This is a genomic window from Allobosea sp. 10L422, assembly GCF_056395345.1.
Genome location: NZ_JBFTJI010000001.1, coordinates 660,448 through 677,799, shown reverse-complemented (window position 1 = coordinate 677,799; position 17,352 = coordinate 660,448). Strand labels below are relative to the sequence as shown.

At 65.6% G+C, this 17,352-nt stretch carries 17 protein-coding genes; 10 read left to right on the top strand and 7 right to left on the bottom strand.

Features of this window, described 5'->3' with window-relative positions:
• Positions 1 to 20: 20 nt before the first annotated feature.
• Together rpsR and rpsF are read right to left on the bottom strand one after the other, a co-directional pair.
• Entirely contained in the window at positions 21 to 266 is a 246-nt protein-coding gene (gene rpsR / locus AC1DEZ_RS03160; RefSeq protein WP_038367644.1) for a 30S ribosomal protein S18, read from the bottom strand.
• A gap of 2 nt (positions 267 to 268) precedes the next feature.
• Entirely contained in the window at positions 269 to 700 is a 432-nt protein-coding gene (gene rpsF / locus AC1DEZ_RS03155) for a 30S ribosomal protein S6 (RefSeq protein WP_441512653.1), read from the bottom strand.
• A 335-nt stretch (positions 701 to 1,035) separates the two neighbouring features.
• Here rpsF and fabD point away from each other — a divergent pair, with 335 nt between their 5' ends.
• The 7 genes from fabD to gmk all read left to right on the top strand — a co-directional run bounded on the left by fabD (position 1,036) and on the right by gmk (position 7,871).
• Positions 1,036 to 1,980 (top strand): ACP S-malonyltransferase, encoded by a 945-nt coding sequence (fabD, locus tag AC1DEZ_RS03150; RefSeq protein WP_441512652.1) that lies wholly within the window; start codon positions 1,036 to 1,038, stop codon positions 1,978 to 1,980.
• A gap of 53 nt (positions 1,981 to 2,033) precedes the next feature.
• Entirely contained in the window at positions 2,034 to 2,771 is a 738-nt protein-coding gene (fabG, locus tag AC1DEZ_RS03145) for a 3-oxoacyl-[acyl-carrier-protein] reductase (protein ID WP_476778598.1), read from the top strand.
• Between the two features lie 259 nt (positions 2,772 to 3,030).
• The gene (locus AC1DEZ_RS03140) at positions 3,031 to 3,267 is read left to right on the top strand and encodes an acyl carrier protein (RefSeq protein ID WP_149128804.1); all 237 of its coding nucleotides are present in this window, start codon (positions 3,031 to 3,033) and stop codon (positions 3,265 to 3,267) included.
• Between the two features lie 55 nt (positions 3,268 to 3,322).
• Positions 3,323 to 4,594, top strand: a complete 1,272-nt coding sequence (gene fabF / locus AC1DEZ_RS03135) for a beta-ketoacyl-ACP synthase II (protein WP_476778773.1) — start codon at positions 3,323 to 3,325, stop codon at positions 4,592 to 4,594.
• A gap of 199 nt (positions 4,595 to 4,793) precedes the next feature.
• Positions 4,794 to 6,122, top strand: coding sequence for an endolytic transglycosylase MltG (mltG, locus tag AC1DEZ_RS03130; RefSeq protein WP_476778597.1), 1,329 nt, complete (start codon positions 4,794 to 4,796; stop codon positions 6,120 to 6,122).
• Positions 6,123 to 6,335: 213 nt separating this feature from the next.
• On the top strand, positions 6,336 to 7,217 hold the full coding sequence (locus AC1DEZ_RS03125) for a YicC/YloC family endoribonuclease (protein WP_476778596.1): 882 nt from the start codon (positions 6,336 to 6,338) through the stop codon (positions 7,215 to 7,217).
• A gap of 6 nt (positions 7,218 to 7,223) precedes the next feature.
• Positions 7,224 to 7,871: a guanylate kinase gene (gene gmk, locus AC1DEZ_RS03120; protein WP_441512648.1), complete on the top strand. Its 648-nt coding sequence runs from the start codon at positions 7,224 to 7,226 to the stop codon at positions 7,869 to 7,871.
• Positions 7,872 to 7,913: 42 nt separating this feature from the next.
• On the opposite strand, the gene rsmA is transcribed toward gmk, so the two are convergent.
• The 5 genes from rsmA to lptF are packed head-to-tail and all read right to left on the bottom strand — an operon-like array spanning position 7,914 to position 14,715.
• On the bottom strand, positions 7,914 to 8,762 hold the full coding sequence (gene rsmA, locus AC1DEZ_RS03115) for a 16S rRNA (adenine(1518)-N(6)/adenine(1519)-N(6))-dimethyltransferase RsmA (protein ID WP_476778595.1): 849 nt from the start codon (positions 8,760 to 8,762) through the stop codon (positions 7,914 to 7,916).
• On the bottom strand, positions 8,759 to 9,778 hold the full coding sequence (pdxA, locus tag AC1DEZ_RS03110; protein ID WP_476778594.1) for a 4-hydroxythreonine-4-phosphate dehydrogenase PdxA: 1,020 nt from the start codon (positions 9,776 to 9,778) through the stop codon (positions 8,759 to 8,761). The genes rsmA and pdxA overlap by 4 nt, the downstream gene beginning before the upstream one ends.
• A 53-nt stretch (positions 9,779 to 9,831) precedes the next feature.
• On the bottom strand, positions 9,832 to 12,381 hold the full coding sequence (locus AC1DEZ_RS03105) for an LPS-assembly protein LptD (RefSeq protein WP_441512645.1): 2,550 nt from the start codon (positions 12,379 to 12,381) through the stop codon (positions 9,832 to 9,834).
• A 49-nt stretch (positions 12,382 to 12,430) separates the two neighbouring features.
• Entirely contained in the window at positions 12,431 to 13,522 is a 1,092-nt protein-coding gene (gene lptG, locus AC1DEZ_RS03100) for an LPS export ABC transporter permease LptG (RefSeq protein WP_441512644.1), read from the bottom strand.
• Positions 13,522 to 14,715 carry an LPS export ABC transporter permease LptF gene (gene lptF / locus AC1DEZ_RS03095; protein WP_441512643.1) on the bottom strand — a complete coding sequence of 398 codons (1,194 nt, stop codon included), beginning with the start codon at positions 14,713 to 14,715 and terminating at the stop codon, positions 13,522 to 13,524. Before lptF ends, lptG begins: the two co-directional genes overlap by 1 nt.
• Before the next feature lie 155 nt (positions 14,716 to 14,870).
• Here lptF and AC1DEZ_RS03090 point away from each other — a divergent pair, with 155 nt between their 5' ends.
• Genes AC1DEZ_RS03090 through AC1DEZ_RS03080 form a run of 3 tightly spaced genes read left to right on the top strand, consistent with a single transcriptional unit; the run spans position 14,871 to position 17,273 of the window.
• Positions 14,871 to 16,364 (top strand): leucyl aminopeptidase, encoded by a 1,494-nt coding sequence (locus AC1DEZ_RS03090; protein WP_476778593.1) that lies wholly within the window; start codon positions 14,871 to 14,873, stop codon positions 16,362 to 16,364.
• Between the two features lie 49 nt (positions 16,365 to 16,413).
• Entirely contained in the window at positions 16,414 to 16,866 is a 453-nt protein-coding gene (locus AC1DEZ_RS03085) for a DNA polymerase III subunit chi (protein ID WP_476778592.1), read from the top strand.
• Positions 16,863 to 17,273, top strand: coding sequence for a hypothetical protein (locus tag AC1DEZ_RS03080; RefSeq protein WP_441512640.1), 411 nt, complete (start codon positions 16,863 to 16,865; stop codon positions 17,271 to 17,273). Before AC1DEZ_RS03085 ends, AC1DEZ_RS03080 begins: the two co-directional genes overlap by 4 nt.
• The last annotated feature ends 79 nt before the right edge of the window (positions 17,274 to 17,352 follow it).

Here is a 17,352-nt window from a genome sequence, read left to right as displayed (position 1 = left end):
TCCGGAACCGATCGAACGGATCAGCGGATGACGTAGGGCAGCAGGCCGAGGAAGCGGGCGCGCTTGATCGCCTGGGCGAGCTCGCGCTGCTTCTTGGCGGAGACCGCCGTGATGCGGGACGGAACGATCTTGCCGCGCTCGGAGATGTAGCGCGAGAGCAGACGCACGTCCTTGTAGTCGATCTTCGGGGCGCCTTCGCCCGAGAAGGGGCAGGACTTGCGGCGGCGGAAGAAGGGGCGGCGAGCGCCAGCGGATGCAGTCGACATTCTCAGGCCTCCGCTTCGGCGGTTTCGGTCGCTTCGTCTTCACGACGCGGACGATCACGGCGCGGGCCGCGCTCGAAACGGTCGCCGCCGCGCTCCGGACGGTCGTCGCGGTCACGCTTCTGGAGCATGGCCGACGGAGCTTCCTCCAGCTCCTCGACGCGGACGGTCAGGAAGCGCAGGATGTCTTCGTTGATGCGCATCTGGCGCTCCATCTCCAGCACGGCGGCGGAGGGGGCCTCGATGTTCAGCAGCGTGTAGTGCGCCTTGCGGTTCTTCTTGATGCGGTAGCCGAGGGACTTGACGCCCCAATACTCGACCTTGCGGATGGCGCCGCCATTCGCTTCGATCACGCCCTTGAACTGCTCGACAAGAGCTTCGACCTGCTGCGCGCTGACATCCTGCCGCGCGAGCAGCACATGCTCGTACAATGCCATATGTGGCCTTCCTTGTTTCACCCTGCTTCGCCCGGCGCGGAGCCCTCCGAGCCCTGGATAAGGCCCGACAGGATTTCTTCGAAGGCGGAGACACGGGATGACGACTCCATCGGAGCCTGCGCTGAACCCTTGCGGGCGTGCGCCATCCGTTCAGCCTCCGGCCGAACAAGCAGGAGGCGGTCGTTACAGCGTTCGCGGCATCATGGCAATCGGAATCTCGCCCGAACGGCCTGGCGTATGCGGAAAACTTGGCCTCCGCGCTTGACTTGGCGGCAGAACCGATGTGACAGCCGCGTCATATAAGACGAATGGTGAAGACCGGGGCGTTTCATAGCATGACGACAGCGTTCATCTTTCCGGGCCAGGGCTCGCAGGCGGTCGGCATGGGCAAGAGCCTGGCCGAGAACTTTCCCGTCGCGAAGTCGGTCTTCGACGAGGTCGATGCGGCGCTGTCGCAGAAGCTCTCTGCGGTGATGTGGGAAGGCCCCTCGGAGGAGTTGACCCTTACCGCCAACGCCCAGCCGGCGCTGATGGCGGTCAGCCTCGCGGTGGTGCGCGTGCTCGAGGCCGAAGCCGGACTCGATCTGAAGCGCGACGCCGCCTTCGTCGCCGGCCATTCGCTCGGCGAGTATTCGGCGCTTGCCGCTGCTGGCACCTTCTCCATCGCGGACGCCGCCCGGCTGCTGCGCATCCGCGGCGACGCCATGCAGAAGGCGGTTCCGGCCGGGCAGGGCGCGATGGCGGCCCTTCTCGGGGCCGAGCTGGACCAGGCCCGTGCGATCGCCGCCGATGCGGCGCAGGGCGAGGTCTGCGAGGCTGCGAACGACAATGGCGGCGGCCAGGTGGTCCTGTCCGGTGCGAAGGCGGCGGTCGAGCGGGCGATCGCGCTCGCGGGCGAGCGTGGCGTCAAGCGCGCCATGCTGCTGCCGGTCTCCGCCCCGTTCCATTGCGCCCTGATGCAGCCGGCTGCCGATGCGATGCGCGAGGCGCTGGCGAAGGTTACGATGCAGGCCCCGGTCGTGCCGGTGATGGCCAATGTCGGCGCCGCGCCCCTCAGCGCTCCCGAAGCGATCCGGGGTTCGCTTGTGGCACAGGTCACCGGTACTGTGCGCTGGCGCGAATGCGTCCAGGCGATGGCAGCCGCCGGCGTCACCGATTTCGTCGAACTCGGCAGCGGCAAGGTGCTCGCCGGCCTGGTGAAGCGTATCGTCGCCGGTTCGTCGCCGGTGTCGATCGGCACGGCAGAGGATATCGCCGCCTACAAGGCCCGTGGCGCCTGACGGCGCGGGCCCGGAGCGGGCAAGAACGGCAGAACGCCGAAAAGGGAGCGAACATGTTTGATCTGACCGGCCGCAAGGCCCTGGTCACCGGCGCGACCGGCGGCCTTGGCGGAGCCATCGCACGGACCCTGCATGCGCAGGGCGCGAGTGTCGCGATCTCCGGCACGCGGGCCGAGGCGCTGGAGGCGCTCGCGGCCGAACTCGGCGAGCGCGTCGTCGTGGCGCCCTGCAACCTGTCGGACAAGGAATCGGTCGAGGCGCTGGTGCCGGCGGCCGAGGACAAGCTCGGCGGACTCGACATCCTCGTGAACAATGCCGGCATCACCCGCGACAACCTGTTCATTCGCCTGAAGGACGAGGATTGGGACAGCGTTCTCGCCGTCAACCTGACGGCCGCCTTCCGCCTCTCGCGCGCGGCCGTGAAGTCGATGATGCGCAAGCGTTACGGCCGAATCGTCTCGATCGGCTCCGTCGTCGGCACGATGGGCAATCCGGGGCAGGGCAACTACGCTGCCGCCAAGGCCGGCCTGATCGGCATGTCGAAGGCGCTCGCCGCCGAGGTCGCCAGCCGGAATATCACGGTCAATGTGGTCGCTCCCGGATTCATCGAGTCGCCGATGACGCAAGCCCTGAACGAGAAGCAGCGCGAGAGCATTCTCTCCGATGTACCGATGGGCCGGCTAGGTGCGGGCGCCGACATTGCCGCCGCCGTCGCCTTTCTCGCTAGCGCCGAGGCGGGTTATGTCACCGGCCAGACGCTGCACGTGAACGGCGGAATGGCAATGATCTAAGGGCGTTAGCGCCATTTCCAGTTTAGTTTTGATAACGTCGCGGCGCTCTCGCCAGCCTTGAAAGGTTATGTTAACTAGCGCCGTCGCGCTGCTGGCGAGCGAGCCGAGGGGACTTGACGAAACCTCGGTTGTTGCGTTTTTGCAGGCTTCGAGCTTTCCGGATCGCGGACATCGTCACGATGGCGCGGCGGCTCGGAATGAAAGTCCATAACGCGCGTCGCGCTCTGCGATGCGTTTTCAGTTTCTAAGGAAGAGACTCATGAGCGATGTCGCCGAGCGCGTGAAGAAGATCGTGGTCGAGCACCTCGGCGTCGAGCCCGAGAAGGTTGTCGATGGCGCCAACTTCATCGAAGACCTGGGTGCGGACAGCCTCGACACCGTCGAGCTCGTGATGGCCTTCGAGGAAGAGTTCGGCGTCGAGATCCCGGACGATGCGGCCGAGACGATCGTGACGGTCGGCGACGCCGTGAAGTTCCTCTCGGCGAAGAGCGCGTAATCGGCCTTTCAGGCTGATCGACACAGAAAACATCATGGCTTCTCGCAGTTTTCCGATGCGGCGCGTCGTCGTGACCGGGCTCGGCATGGTGACGCCGCTCGCTTGCGGCGTCGAGCCGACCTGGGCGCGTCTTCTGGCCGGAGCCAGCGGCGCCGGCCCCATCACCAGCTTCGATGCCAGCGACCTGCCGGCGCAAATCGCCTGCAACATCCCGCGGGGTGACGGCAGCGACGGGACATATAATCCCGATGACTGGATGGAGCCGAAGGAACAGCGCAAGGTCGACGAATTCATCGTCTTTGCGATGGCCGCGGCCACCCAGGCGCTGAAGGACGCCGGCTGGAAGCCGGAAAACTATGAGGACCAGATCCGGACCGGTGTCGCCATCGGGTCCGGCATCGGCGGGCTGGGAGGCATCTATGAAGCCTCCCTGCTGCTCAAGGAGCGGGGGCCTCGCCGGCTCTCGCCCTTCTTCATTCCCGGGCGCCTCATCAATCTGGCTTCCGGCTATGTCTCGATCGAGCATGGGCTCAAGGGCCCGAACCACGCGGCCGTGACGGCCTGCTCGACCGGTGCGCATGCCATCGGCGACGCTTCGCGCATGATCGCGCTGGGCGATGCGGACGTCATGGTTGCGGGCGGCGCCGAATCTGCCGTCAACCGCATCGGTATTGCCGGCTTCTGCGCCTGCCGGGCGCTGTCCACCGGTTTCAACGATACGCCGGAGAAAGCGTCGCGTCCTTACGACAAGGACCGTGACGGCTTCGTCATGGGCGAGGGTGCCGGGGTCGTCGTGCTCGAGGAACTCGAGCACGCGCTGGCCCGTGGCGCGCGCATCTATGCCGAGATCCTCGGCTACGGCATGTCCGGCGACGCCTATCACATCACCTCGCCGGCCGAGGATGGCGACGGCGCCTATCGCTGCATGCAGGCCGCGCTCGGACGGGCCGGTATCGCGGCGGCGGATCTCGACTACATCAACGCGCACGGTACCTCGACGCCTCTCGGCGACGAGATCGAGCTGCGCGCCGTCGAGCGCCTGCTCGCCAACGCTCCGAAGCGACCCTCGATGTCCTCGACCAAATCGGCGACCGGCCATCTGCTGGGCGCAGCCGGAGCGATCGAGGCGATCTTCACGGTGCTGGCGATCCGCGATCAGATCGCTCCGCCGACCATCAATCTCGACAACCCTTCAGTCGAGACGGATATCGATCTCGTCCCGCATGTCGCGCGCAAGCGCGAGATCGACTACGCCCTGTCCAACTCCTTCGGCTTCGGCGGCACCAACGCTTCGCTGGTCCTGCGGCGCTACCGCCCCGGCCATTGATCCAAAAGGGTCAGCGCCGTTTTGCCATAATGTTGGGTAGAGTTTGGCGCCAGCGTTGGCGAATGCGTGATTCCGCGTTCACAGCCATAGAGAAACCGGTTCTAATGGGGCGGTTTCGAATTTGATGCGCCTCAGGCCGGAAGCGCCCCGGCGCCCGGCCGTACCGAGACATATATTTTATGCTGCGAGCGTCTTGATCGTGAATGATACGCCCCGCGTCGCCCCGAAGAGTCCGAGCGAGGCCCTCAAGCCCGTAGCGCCTCCGGCGCCGCCGCCGAAGGCGCGTCGCCGTCGTCGCAGTCCCTTCCTGTCGATGCTGAGCGGTCTTTTCACGATCGCGCTCGTCGGCGCCGGCGTCGTCGGTGCGGGAATCGCCGTGGTCTCCAGCCAGAGCAAGTCGCCGGGTCCGCTTGCGAGTGACCGCGTCCTCATCATTCCGAAGGAAAGCGGGCTGACAGAGATCGCGGAGCTGCTGCAGCGCGAGGGGCTGGTCGAGCATCCGCTGAGCTTCCGCATCGCGGCGATCGTCGGTGGCGACTGGCACAAGCTTCAGGCCGGCGAGTACCTGTTCAAGGCGCGCGTCAGCCCGAAGGAGATTCTCGACATCATTTCCAGTGGCAAGGTGGTCGAGCATTCGATCACCGTACCGGAAGGGCTGACGAGCGAGCAGATCGTCGAGCGTCTGCGCAACAACGAGCTTTTGACCGGCGAGATCGCCCAGGCGCCAAAGGAAGGCTCGATCCTGCCGGACACCTATCGGTTCCCGCGTGGCTTCTCGCGGCAGGCGATCATCGATCGCATGGCGCGCGATCAGCGCGTGATCCTTGCGCGGATCTGGGAGCGTCGTCCGGCCGACCTGCCGGTCAAGACGCCGCAGGAGCTCGTGATCCTCGCCTCGATCGTCGAGAAGGAGACCGGCCGCGCGGATGAGCGCCCGCGCGTCGCCGGCGTCTTCATCAACCGCCTGAACCAGAAGATGAAGCTGCAGTCCGACCCGACGATCGTCTACGGCCTCGTCGGCGGCAAGGGCACGCTCGGCCGCCCGATCCAGCGCAACGAGATCACGCAGGCGACGCCCTACAACACCTATGTCATCACCGGCCTGCCCCCGGGGCCGATCGCCAACCCCGGCCGCGCTGCGATGGAGGCCGTGGTCAACCATTCGCGGACGAAGGAACTCTACTTCGTCGCCGATGGCAGCGGCGGTCATGCCTTCGCCGAGACGCTCGATCAGCACAACCGCAATGTCGGTCGTTGGCGCCAGATCGAGACGACGCGCAGCCAGCAGCAGGGCGGAAAGCCATCAGGCGACGTGGTCGACAAGATCGAGCCTCCGGCAGGCCCCGACAACCGGACCGAAGCTCCGGCCACCGACAACAACGGCGTGCCCTTGGCCCAGCCGGCCGGCACTGTGGCGGGCACCCGCGCCCGCGCATTCGATGCCTCCGAAGGGACAGCGCGCGATCCCCTGCTCAACAAGACCTTCGACCTGAACTCGCCCAAGCAGGTTCCGCAGCTCAAGCCCTGAGCGGCTGCCCATCGCCGCGCGGGTCATCCCCATTTTCCGCTGTTGCGGCGCTTGCCGCGGCCGGAGCGCGCCACTACGGTCCCGCCGCATCACTAGATCGCCGCGCGTCCTTTTGGACGCGAAGTGGCGATCTAGCTGTTTGTTTCAGCATCGGATTGGTCCGAAAAGTGGATCCCACTTTTTGGTCCGATGCTCCAGAGGAGCGGCAGGGCCATGGCCATCGAAAGCATGACGGGCTTTGCCCGCGCCGCGGGAACCGCCGGCATCCATGGCTGGGCGTGGGAGATTCGCAGCGTCAACGGACGCGGGCTCGATCTGCGCGTCCGCGTGCCTCCCGGCTTCGAGGCGCTCGCCGAATCCGCGCGCAAGCATCTGGCCGGGGCCTTCGCCCGCGGCACACTGCACGTCAATCTGGCCGTCACCAGTGACGCCGGCCCGCCGCGTCCGCGCATCAACGAGGCCGTTCTCGTTGCCTTGCTTCAGGCGGTCGAGCGGCTGCCACCAGCGGCAGGGATCAACCCGCCATCCTATGATGGCTTGCTCGGCATTCGCGGCGTCGTCGAATTCGCTGACGAAGCGCAGGACATTCTGGGCGCTGTGGAGGCTCCGGCGCTCGCTGGCCTGGAGGCTGCGGCTCTCGCTCTCAAGGAGGCCCGTTCCGCCGAGGGGCGCGCTTTGGCGGCGATCCTTCTCGGCCACCTTGAAACCATTGCGCGGCTCGCCGGCGAAGCTGAGCAGCATCCGGCGCGCAGCAGCGAGGCCATCCGGGCGCGCATTGCCGCGCAGGTCGAGACCTTGCTCGGCGCCAATAACGGTTTCGATCCGCAGCGCCTGCATCAGGAGGCGGCGCTGCTTGCGGTGCGTGCCGATATCCGCGAGGAGATCGACCGGCTGCAGGCCCATGTCGGCGCGCTGCGCGAGCTCCTGGCCAAAGGTGGGCCGATCGGCCGCAAGCTCGATTTCCTGGCGCAGGAGTTCGGCCGCGAGGCCTCGACGCTCTGCGCCAAGGCCAATGATCCCGGCCTGTCGCGTATCGGACTGGAGCTTCGCACTGTCGTCGACCAGTTGCGCGAGCAAGTTCAGAACGTGGAGTGAGCCTTGATGGCCGAAACGACCCGTCCGGCCCGGCGCGGCCTGATGCTGATCCTGTCTTCGCCGTCCGGTGCGGGCAAATCGACGCTGACGCGCAATCTCTGCCAGCGCGAAACCAATATCGACCTGTCCGTCTCGGTCACCACCCGGGAGCGGCGGGCCTCGGAGATTGATGGCGTCCATTACCGCTTCATCGATCGCGACACCTTCGAGGCGCTGCGCGATCATGACGATTTGCTCGAATGGGCCGAGGTCCATGGCAATTGCTATGGCACGCCGCGCAAGCCGGTCGAGGCGGCGCTGGCGCGTGGGCGCGACGTGCTGTTCGACATCGACTGGCAGGGCACGATGCAGATCGTCGAGAAGGCGCGCGAGGATGTCGTGACGATCTTCATCCTGCCGCCCTCGATGGCGGAGCTGCGCTCGCGGCTGGTGCGCCGCGCCGAGGACGCGCAGGAGGTCATCGCCAAGCGGCTCGCAAACGCTCGTTCCGAGATCGCACGCTGGGAAAAATACGATTACGTCATCGTCAATGACGATCTGAACGACGCTTATGACTCGATCAAGGCCATCCTCACCGCCGAGCGGCTCAAGCGCAGCCGGGCGATCGGCCTCGCCGATTTCGTCGAGACGCTGCTCGACGAGCCGACGCCCTGAACGCGGCGCAGTCGGCCTGGCGGCCGGCTGACCCAGATCGCTCTACCGCCTGGCGCCGAGCGCGTTGGCCAGCGCGACGAAGCCGGAAACCGGGATTTCTTCGGCTCGTGCCGTCTCGAGAAGGCCGGCATCGGCGATGATCGGCGCAGGGTCCGACAGCACCGCCTTCAGGCTCTGCCGCAGCATCTTGCGCCGCTGTCCGAAGGCCGCGAGCGTCACCCGTTCGAGCAGGCGTCGATCGCAGGGTTCCGGCTGCTCGCGCGGGACGAGCTGGACGATCGAGGAGGTGATCTTCGGCGGCGGCACAAACGCGCTGCGCGGCACGTCGAACAGGATCCGCGTCTCGCAGCGCCAGTTCGACAGCACGGCGAGCCGGCCGTAATCCGCGCGTTGTTCCGGCGTCGCGACGATCCGCTCGGCCACCTCGCGCTGGAACATCAGTGTTAGTGAGCTCCACCAGGACGGCCAGGGTTCGAGGCTGAGCCAGCCGACCAGCAGCGGCGTGCCGATATTGTACGGCAGGTTGGCGACGATCTTCGCACGCTCGCCCTTAAGATGGGGGGACAAATCCACGGCGAGCGCATCGCCGTCGATGATTTCCAATCGCCCGGGATAATGTGCCGCGATCTCAGCCAGCGCGGGCAGGCAGCGCCGGTCGCGCTCGATCGCAATCACCCTCCCGGCACCGTTGGCGAGCAGGGCCCGCGTCAATCCGCCTGGGCCCGGACCAATTTCCACGATTGTCTCGCCTTCGAGAGGGCCGGCAGCTCTCGCGATGCGGCTGGTCAGGTTGAGGTCGAACAGGAAATTCTGGCCGAGCGCTTTCTGTGCCATCAGGCCATGGCGTTCGACCACCTCGCGCAGCGGCGGCAGATCGTCGATCTGACTCATGATGCGGCCACCGGCATCGGACCCTCGGCCATGCGTGCCGCAAGCTTCAGCGCGGCGCAGAGACTGTCGGGCCGCGCGATGCCCTTGCCGGCGATGTCGAAGGCCGTGCCATGGTCCGGAGAAGTCCGAATGAAGGGCAGGCCGAGCGTAACGTTGACGCCTTCGTCGAAGGCGATGGTTTTGATCGGGATCAGCGCCTGATCATGATACATCGCCAGCGCCACGTCGTATCCAGCCCGCGCCCGGGCGTGGAACATCGTGTCCGCCGGATAGGGACCGCGCGCATCGATGCCTTCCGACTGCAGCGCGGCGATCGCGGGGGCAATGACCGCCATCTCCTCGCCGCCCATTGCGCCACTTTCGCCGGCATGGGGATTGAGGCCGCTGAAGGCGAGGCGCGGCGCGGCGATGCCGAAGCGGGCTTTCAGCTCGGCTGCGACGATGCGCGCCGTGTCCACGATGAGATCGGTCGTCAACAGATCCGGCACGCGGCGCAGCGGCTCATGGATCGTTATCGGCACGACCGCGAGCTCGTCGCACCATAGCATCATCACCGGTCGCGGCGTGTCCCCGCCGGCCGCTGCGAGATGGGCGAGGTATTCGGTGTGGCCGGGATGCACGAAGCCGGACTGGTAGAGCACGGATTTCGCGATCGGGTTGGTCACGACGGCGGCTGCCCGACCAGCCATGACGGCGGCCACCGCCGTGTCGATCGCAGCGATTGTCGAGGGCGCCGTGGCCGGGTTGGGCCGGCCGGGTTCGGCTGTGGCGGCAGCTGCGAGGGCGATGCAGGGCAAGGCTTCCGGAAATGTATTCTCGACATCGCCCCAGTCGCAGATGCGTAGCGGGACGCGCCATCCCAATCGGTTCGCCAATCCGGCAAGATCGCCGGGGCTGGCGATGCAGGCGAAGGCCGGCAGATCGCGCTCCTGGCGCTCGAGCCAAGCGCGCAAAGCGAGCTCAGGGCCGATGCCAGCCGGATCGCCCTGTGTCAGCGCAAGCGGCAATAGCGGCAAGGCGGAACTCCGCGTCGAAAAGGAAACGGGCCGCCTCGGCGGCCCGGATATCGTCACTGACTGACGCCGTCAGCCGATGAGCCGCTGCCGCCAAGATTCTGCGAGTAGGCAAGTTCGCCCAACGTGCGCAGTTCGAGACGGAACATGACCGTGCGGGTATCCTTGGTCGCGCCCGACTGGCGGTCGGCATTGCTTTGCGAATAGCTGATGTCGAAAATCGTGCACTCGTCGGTATAGTTGACGCCGAACGAGGTCGAGGCGGTCTGGAACGGTCCCGTGTTGGGATAGACGGGGACCGCCGTGACCGCAGGTGCCGCGAGATAGGCGGCATAAGCGTTGCGATAGAGCTCGCGGTCGTACTTGTATTTGTCGAGATCGAACAGCACGCCGGCCCGCAGGCGCCAGTTGTCGGCAACGCGCAGCGAACCGTTGAGCGACAGGCCTTCTCGCCGGCGCGAGATGCCGAGTTCGGGCTGCGGCTCGTAGCGACCGTAGCCGACCGAGGCCGTGATAACGCTGTTCGCATAGGTCGCGGCCGCGTCGATCCGCTGCGCTTCGAAGGTCGTCGAGTTCAGACGCGCGGCCCCGGTCAGGAAGAAACCCTTGAACGGCGAAAGCTGCGCACGGGTGACGATGTCCGAGCTGTTCGTGTCGAGGCCGGAGTTGAGGCCGGTATTGACGAGGTCGCCGGTGGCAAAGGAGTTGCGCCCGCCGAGCTGGAAGGACTGGCCGACGAGGAGATTGGCGAAAGCCTCCTTGCCGAACCGGCCGGTATAGAGCGCGCCGACATTGGCGCGGGTGCCGCCCTCGACGCGGTCATAGCCTGAGAACTTGCCGCTCCATTCGAACAGGTTCGTGGCGTCGAAGACGAGGCTCTGGGCGTCCTCGTTGGCGAGACGCACGCTGTGCGTCTCGTTCGGCCGCGCCACGATCTGCGCAACCGGCTCGATGATATGGGTGCCCCAGTCGGTCTTGGCGACGAAGGGGTAGCGATACATGAGGCCGATGGCCGGCATCACCCGGCCGAAGACCTCGTCGGAGGTGTCCGCGATCGTCGAGACGCGCGAATTGATGACGCTGCTAGTGTCGGGGTTGACCGAGAAGACGTCCGCGCGAACCGAAGCGTAGGGCGTCCACATCTGTCCGAGCGGATCGATGAAGTTGCGCCGCCAGGAAACCTCGGCCGTCGCGCGCGAGACATTGCCGGCGAGGCCGCGCACCAGGCAGGTGCTCTTCTGGTAGACCGCGCAGCCATCATAGAGGGAGTAGGTCGGGCTCGTGATCAGGAAGGTCTTCTGCTGCGGCAATTCCGTGAATGCGGCGGTGTCGCGATGCAGGCTGGTGACGTTGACGGTGAATTCTAGCTCACCACCGAGGAAGGACGGCTTGTGGACGCGCTTGTCGTAATCCAGCACAGGCAGCACCATCGGCTGCTGCTTCTGCCAGTCCTGGTAGTTCAGCGGCTGGAAATAATAGCCGCGCAGATCGAACCAGGCGGTCGCGCTCTGGCCGTTCAGATAGGCTGTCGAGATCGATTCCTGCAGATAGGTCGTGGTGCTGAAGGCCTCGTTCTTGATGCGGTAGTTCTTGTAGAACCAGCGGTCCGTTGACATCGAGGCGTTCCAGCCGAACGACCAGTTCTGATTGATGTAGAACTTGCCGTTTGTCTCGACCGAGCCGCGGAATTCCTTGTCACGCGGGCCGAGCGGGCTCGCGAGGAAGGCCTCCTGGTCTTGCTGAAAGATGCCCGACGCGCGGATGGTGTAGGAGCCGTTGACCAGTCGATGACGCCACTCGGCCTGCCCGAGCACGCCCTGACGGGTGAGGAAGGTCGGGGTTAGCGTCAGGTCGTAATTCGGCGCCAGATTGAGGAAATACGGCAGGCCGACACCGAAACCCAGCGCCGAGGTGTTGATGAATCGCGGCGAGAGGAAACCGGATTTCCGCTTCACCGTCGAATCCGGGCCCGACATGTACGGCAGGTAGGCCATCGGGATGCCGGCGAATTCCAGCCGGGCGTCCTCGTAGTAGATCGTTTGCTCGGATTTCTTGTGGATGATCCGGGCCGCGCGAACCTGCCAGAGCGGCGGCTTCTCGGGGTTGTCCTTGCAGGGCTCGCAGGCGGTGTAGATGCCCTTGTCGAAAATGAACGTTTCGCCGTCGGTCCGCTCTGCGCGCGGGGCGGAGAAACGCGTGCGGTCCGGGTTCACGACGCGCAGGGAATCGATGAAGCCGTCGCGGAAATCATCGGTCAGGTTGAACCTGTCGCCGGTGATGACCGTGCCGTTGGTTTCTGTGATGCGGGCGTTGCCGATGGCGGTGACCCGCTTGTTGGCCTGGTCGTAGATGACGCGATCGGCCTCGATCGTCCGACCCTGATAGAGAATCTGAACGTCACCGACGGCCGCGACCGTCTTCTTGTCGTTGTCGTAGACGAGTTCGCGCGCATCGACGACCATCCGCTCCTGCGGCTTGGCGGCGGCAGCGGCGGGCGCAGGCTTAGAGCCGGCCGCCCGATTCTGGGCATAGGCCGGCCCGGCCAGCAGGTAGGCCAAGCTGGAGGCGAGAGCGGTCGCCGCAGCAAAGCGAGCCGCGCGAGTCACGCCCGAAACCATCCGTTAAACCCAAAATTAACCATAGGCACAGTACGATTCACCCGTCTTCCTGATGGAGAAGGGCAAGGGTGCCCAGCATCGTCCCCAATGCTGCGGGCAACCACGCCGCGACGATCGGATTGACGATTCCCGACGACCCGAGTTCCTCCGACAGCTGCGTCGCAACATAGAGCACGAACCCGGCCGCGACGCCACCTATCACCAACTTAGTCACACCACCAAAGCGGAAAAATCTTAAGGAAACCGATGCTGCTACCAGCACCATGGCGATGAGCAGCAGCGGTCGCGCCATAAGTGCTTGATATCGCAGCTCATAAGGTGTCGTATCGAGGCCGGCTCGCTGGGTACGATCGATGACCGTGGGCATGGACCAGAACCCCACCGCATCAGGTGGGGTGAAGCTCTGTCGCATCTGTTCCGGCTCCAGGGTCGTCGCGACCATGTAGCTTGCGAAACTCTGTGGCTCTTGCGTGGCGGAGGTGATGCGCGCCTCGGCGAGCTCCCAGTTTCCCGGGAGCAGCACAGCCTGCTTCGCATCGACGCGTTCCTTGAAGGATCCGTCGTGGTTGAACATGAAGAACGTCACCTGAGACAGGCCATCCTCGTCCGGCAGGGCGCCGGCGGCGCGGATGATCGCCTGACCATCGACGCTGCGCTGCCTCAACCAGATATCTTGCGCGGCTCCCGTCTTGCCGCTCGCGCGGACGAACAGCCGGGTTTCGAGCGCGGTGGCCTTGCGTTTCAGATCAGCCGCGAGCGGGTTGTAGACCATGATCGAGATCAGGCCGATGACGCCTGCGACGGCTGCTGCGGGCTGAAGGAACTGCCAGGCGGAAACGCCGACCGAGCGCGCGACCACCAGCTCCAGCTTTCGACTTAGCGTCAGCAGCGCGAACATGCCGCCGAAGAGTGCGGCGAAGGGGAAGATCTGTTCGGCCACGGCCGGTGCCCGGAAGAGCGCGAGCTGCACGATCCGCGGGGTCGTCGCGATCGGGGAATCGCCGGCCCGGCGCATCAGCTCGACGAAATCGAGCGTGCCGATGAGGAAGAAGAAGGTGCTGAAGACGCTGAGGATCGCGCGGGCGAAGCGCTTGGTCAGATAGCGCCCGAAGGTCGAGAACAGGAGCATCAGGCGCGCCGGAAACGGGCCGCAAGATTGGCGAGCGGCATGGTCAGAGGGGCAGTGAACCGCGCCACGACGGGGCGCAGGCGCTCACCGTAGAAGATGAGGGCGAGCGCCAGCGTTATGGCCGTGATCGGCAGGATGTAGAGCAGGGCGGCGGCGAAGGGCGAGCGGACACTCGCCGTCCAGGCCGCATAGGCGGCGATGCGGGTTGCGCCGACGATCATGATTGCGGCCTGGATTGCCAGAGCCCGGCCCTGGCGGGTGGTTCGGGCTTCGCCGATCGCCGCGAAGGCGATCAGCATGAAGGCGAAGGGGTAGAGCGGCGCCGACAGCCGGTTGTGCAGCTCGGCGCGGAAGCGGCCTTCCTGAATCTTGTAGTAGCTCTCGTTCGGGTCCTGGTTGATGAGCTGCCAGGTCGAACGTTCGCGCGGCTTGTAGACCACCTTGTCGCCGTCGCCTTCGCCGGGGCCGCCGCTCGAATCGCCGGTCAGTGCGGAGAGATTGAGCGCGTACCGCTCGAACGAGATGATCGAGGTCGTGGTGGTGTTTTTGGCCTCGCGCTGGATGGTGCCCTTCTCGAGCATCAGGAAGCTCTGGCCTTCCGCTTCTACCGTTCGCCCGCGCTCGGCGAGATAGATCGATGGCTGCGCCGGGTCGCGGCGATCCTGCATGAAGATGCCGACCAGCGAATCGCCGGCCTTCTCGCGGTAGTGGAAGGTCACGCCGGAATCGAGCGAGACGAACTGCCCCTCCTTCACGACGTTGGCGACGAAATCGGCGCGGATCAGCGTGATGAGATCGCGCAGCATGCGGAAGCTCGCCGGCATCACCGAGATCGTCATCCACGCCACAACGACCGCGGTGATGGCGGTCAGGGCGAAGAAGGGCCGGACGATCCGGTGCGGCGCCACGCCGGCCGCGTTCATCACGATCAGCTCGGAATCGCCGTTGAGCTTGTTGAGGGTGTAGAGTGTCGACATGAACAGCGCGACCGGCGCGATGCCCGCGATCAGCGCCGGCAGCGACAGCAACGTGACGGTCAGGAAGATCAGGACCGTCTGGCCCTTGCCGGTGATGAGATCGACCTCGCGCAGGGCCTGCGTGACCCAGATGACCCCCGTAAGTCCCAACAGCAGCACGATCGCCGCACCCGCCGCGATCTTCAGGATGTATCGGTCGAGGCGGTTGAACAGCACGCAGCGCTTCCGGCAGTCGAGAACCGAAGATTCCCGAGGTGGTTCGTCGGACACCCCATATGGTATAGGCGCGTTCGCGGCGCAAACGGGAATCGTTTTTCGCCGGCCAACCCTGTGTCCTTCCCCGGCACTTGTCGCAAGATTGTGAGCGGATCATGTCCCAGCGCCTGAAGCTCGAGATCAAAGCCCTGAATGCCGCGGAAGGGCAGGATCTCGTGATCCTGGTTTCGGACCGGCTCACATTGCCGTCTGCAGCCGAGAATGCGGCGGGGCGCTCTGCGCAGGCGCTGCTGGCGCGAGCCGCCGCTGCCGAGCGCTACAAGGGCAAGGCCTATGCCGGGCTGACCTTGCCCGCTCCCGAGGCGGCCTCGTACGGGCGTCTGATCGTCGTCGGGATCGGGGATGCGGACAAGATTGACGAGCTTGATTTCGTCAAGCTCGGTGGCGCCATCGCCGGCCGGCTCGGTGCGGGGCGCACTGCGGACATCATCCTGGCGCTGCCGACGGGACCGATCGCGGCCGAGCATGGCGCCGAACTGGCGCTGGGCCTGAAGCTGCGCAGCTATGCCTTCGATCGCTACAAGACGAAGAGCAAGGACAAGGATGAGGCCGGACCGATCGCGGTGACGTTGCGCTCGGACGATCCTGCCAGCCTGAAGAAGGCACTGAAAGCGGCCGATGCCGTCGCCGCCGGCGTCGTGCTGGCGCGCGACCTCGTCAACGAACCGCCGAACGTTCTTTATCCGGAGGAATTCGCCGATCGGGCCGCCAAGCTGAAGAAGCTCGACGTCGAGATCGAGATCCTCGACGAGAAGGATCTGAAGAAGATCGGCATGCGCGCGTTGCTCGGCGTGGGCCAGGGCTCGCGGCGCGAGAGCCGCGTCGCCATCATGCGCTGGAACGGCGCCGGCAAGGACGAGCAGCCCGTCGCCTTCGTCGGCAAGGGCGTGACCTTCGATACCGGCGGCATCTCGCTGAAGCCGGGCGCCGGCATGGAGGATATGAAGGGCGACATGGCCGGCGCCGCCTGCGTCGTCGGACTGATGCACGCGCTTGCCGCCCGCAAGGCCAAAATCAATGCGATCGGCGTCATCGGGCTGGTCGAGAACATGCCGGATGGGAACGCTCAGCGCCCCGGCGACATCGTCACCTCGCTATCGGGCCAGACCATCGAGATCATCAACACGGACGCCGAAGGGCGGCTCGTTCTCGCCGATGTGCTCTGGTACACGCAGGAGCGCTTCAAGCCGCGCTTCATGATCAATCTTGCGACCCTGACCGGCGCGATCCTGGTGGCGCTGGCTCAGGAGAATGCCGGCCTCTTCACCAACAGCGACGAACTGGCGCATCGACTGACGGCTGCCGGCGTCGCGACGGGCGAGACGGTCTGGCGCATGCCGCTCGGCAAGGCCTATGACAAGATGATCGATTCGAAGTTCGCCGACATGAAGAACTCGGCCGGGCGCTATGCCGGCTCGATCACCGCCGCGCAGTTCCTGCAGCGTCATGTCAACGACACGCCCTGGGCGCATCTCGACATTGCCGGCACCGGCATGGGCGCCAAGGACAGCGAGATCAACCGCTCCTGGGGCCCCGGCTGGGGCGTGCGCCTGCTCGACCGGCTGGTGGCCGATCATTACGAGAGCTAAAGCGATCTCCGCAGAACGAACGGCAATGGTTTAGGAGAAAAGGGTTTCGATGACCGAGATCCTGTTCTTCCATCTGCAGTCCCGCCCGCTGGAGCAGGTCCTGCCGACGATTCTCGACCGGGCGCTGTCGCGCGGCCAGAAGGTCGTCGTCGAGGTCTCGAGCCAGGAGCGCCTGAGCGTGATCGACGATCACCTGTGGGCCTATGCGGATGAGAGCTTCCTGCCGCATGTCACGGCGATGGAGGCGGACGCCGCGCAGAACCCGGTGGTCATCACGACCGAGGGCCACAATCCGAACGCCGCTCAGGTCCGGATCTGCGCCGACGGGGTTCGCATTCCCGACGCAATGCAGGACTACGAGCGCGTCGTCCTGATATTCGATGGAGACGATCCCGAGGCACTTGCCGCCGCCCGCGAGGATTGGAAGAAGGCCAGGGCCTCGGGCCATGCCGCCAGCTACTGGCAGCAGGACGATGCCGGCCGTTGGGAGAAGAAAGCGTGAGACTGCCTGTTCTGTTGCTCTGCACCGCGGCCCTTGCCGGCTGTTCGGTCGATATGGGCGGCTTCGCCTTCCAGTCCGAAACCAAGGGCGGCGTCACCACGACGCGGACGAGCAGTGCCAGCGCCGGAGTCTCGACGCAGGAGCCAGTGCTCACGCCTGAGGGCGATTGCAGCGTTGGCGCGTCGCTCGATCCCTCGACGCGCCCGCTGCCGAGCGAGATCGCTCCCGGCATCACCGAGTGCGAGCTGGTCAAGCTCAAGGGCGCGCGGCCGACCGATGTGCTGATCGGCGAGAGCGGCAAGGGCCAACGCGAGGTGCAGGTGCTCTACGCAGAGCCCGGCGGGCGCGAGATCTACATGTTCACCGACAACCGCCTGAGCCGGATCATCAAGCCGGGGCAGGGGTGAGGTGAACGGCACATATTCGCATGTTCGGCCGGAGCTTCGGGCTTCGCCGTCTTTTTGACGCATGCTGTCGCGCCGCGAG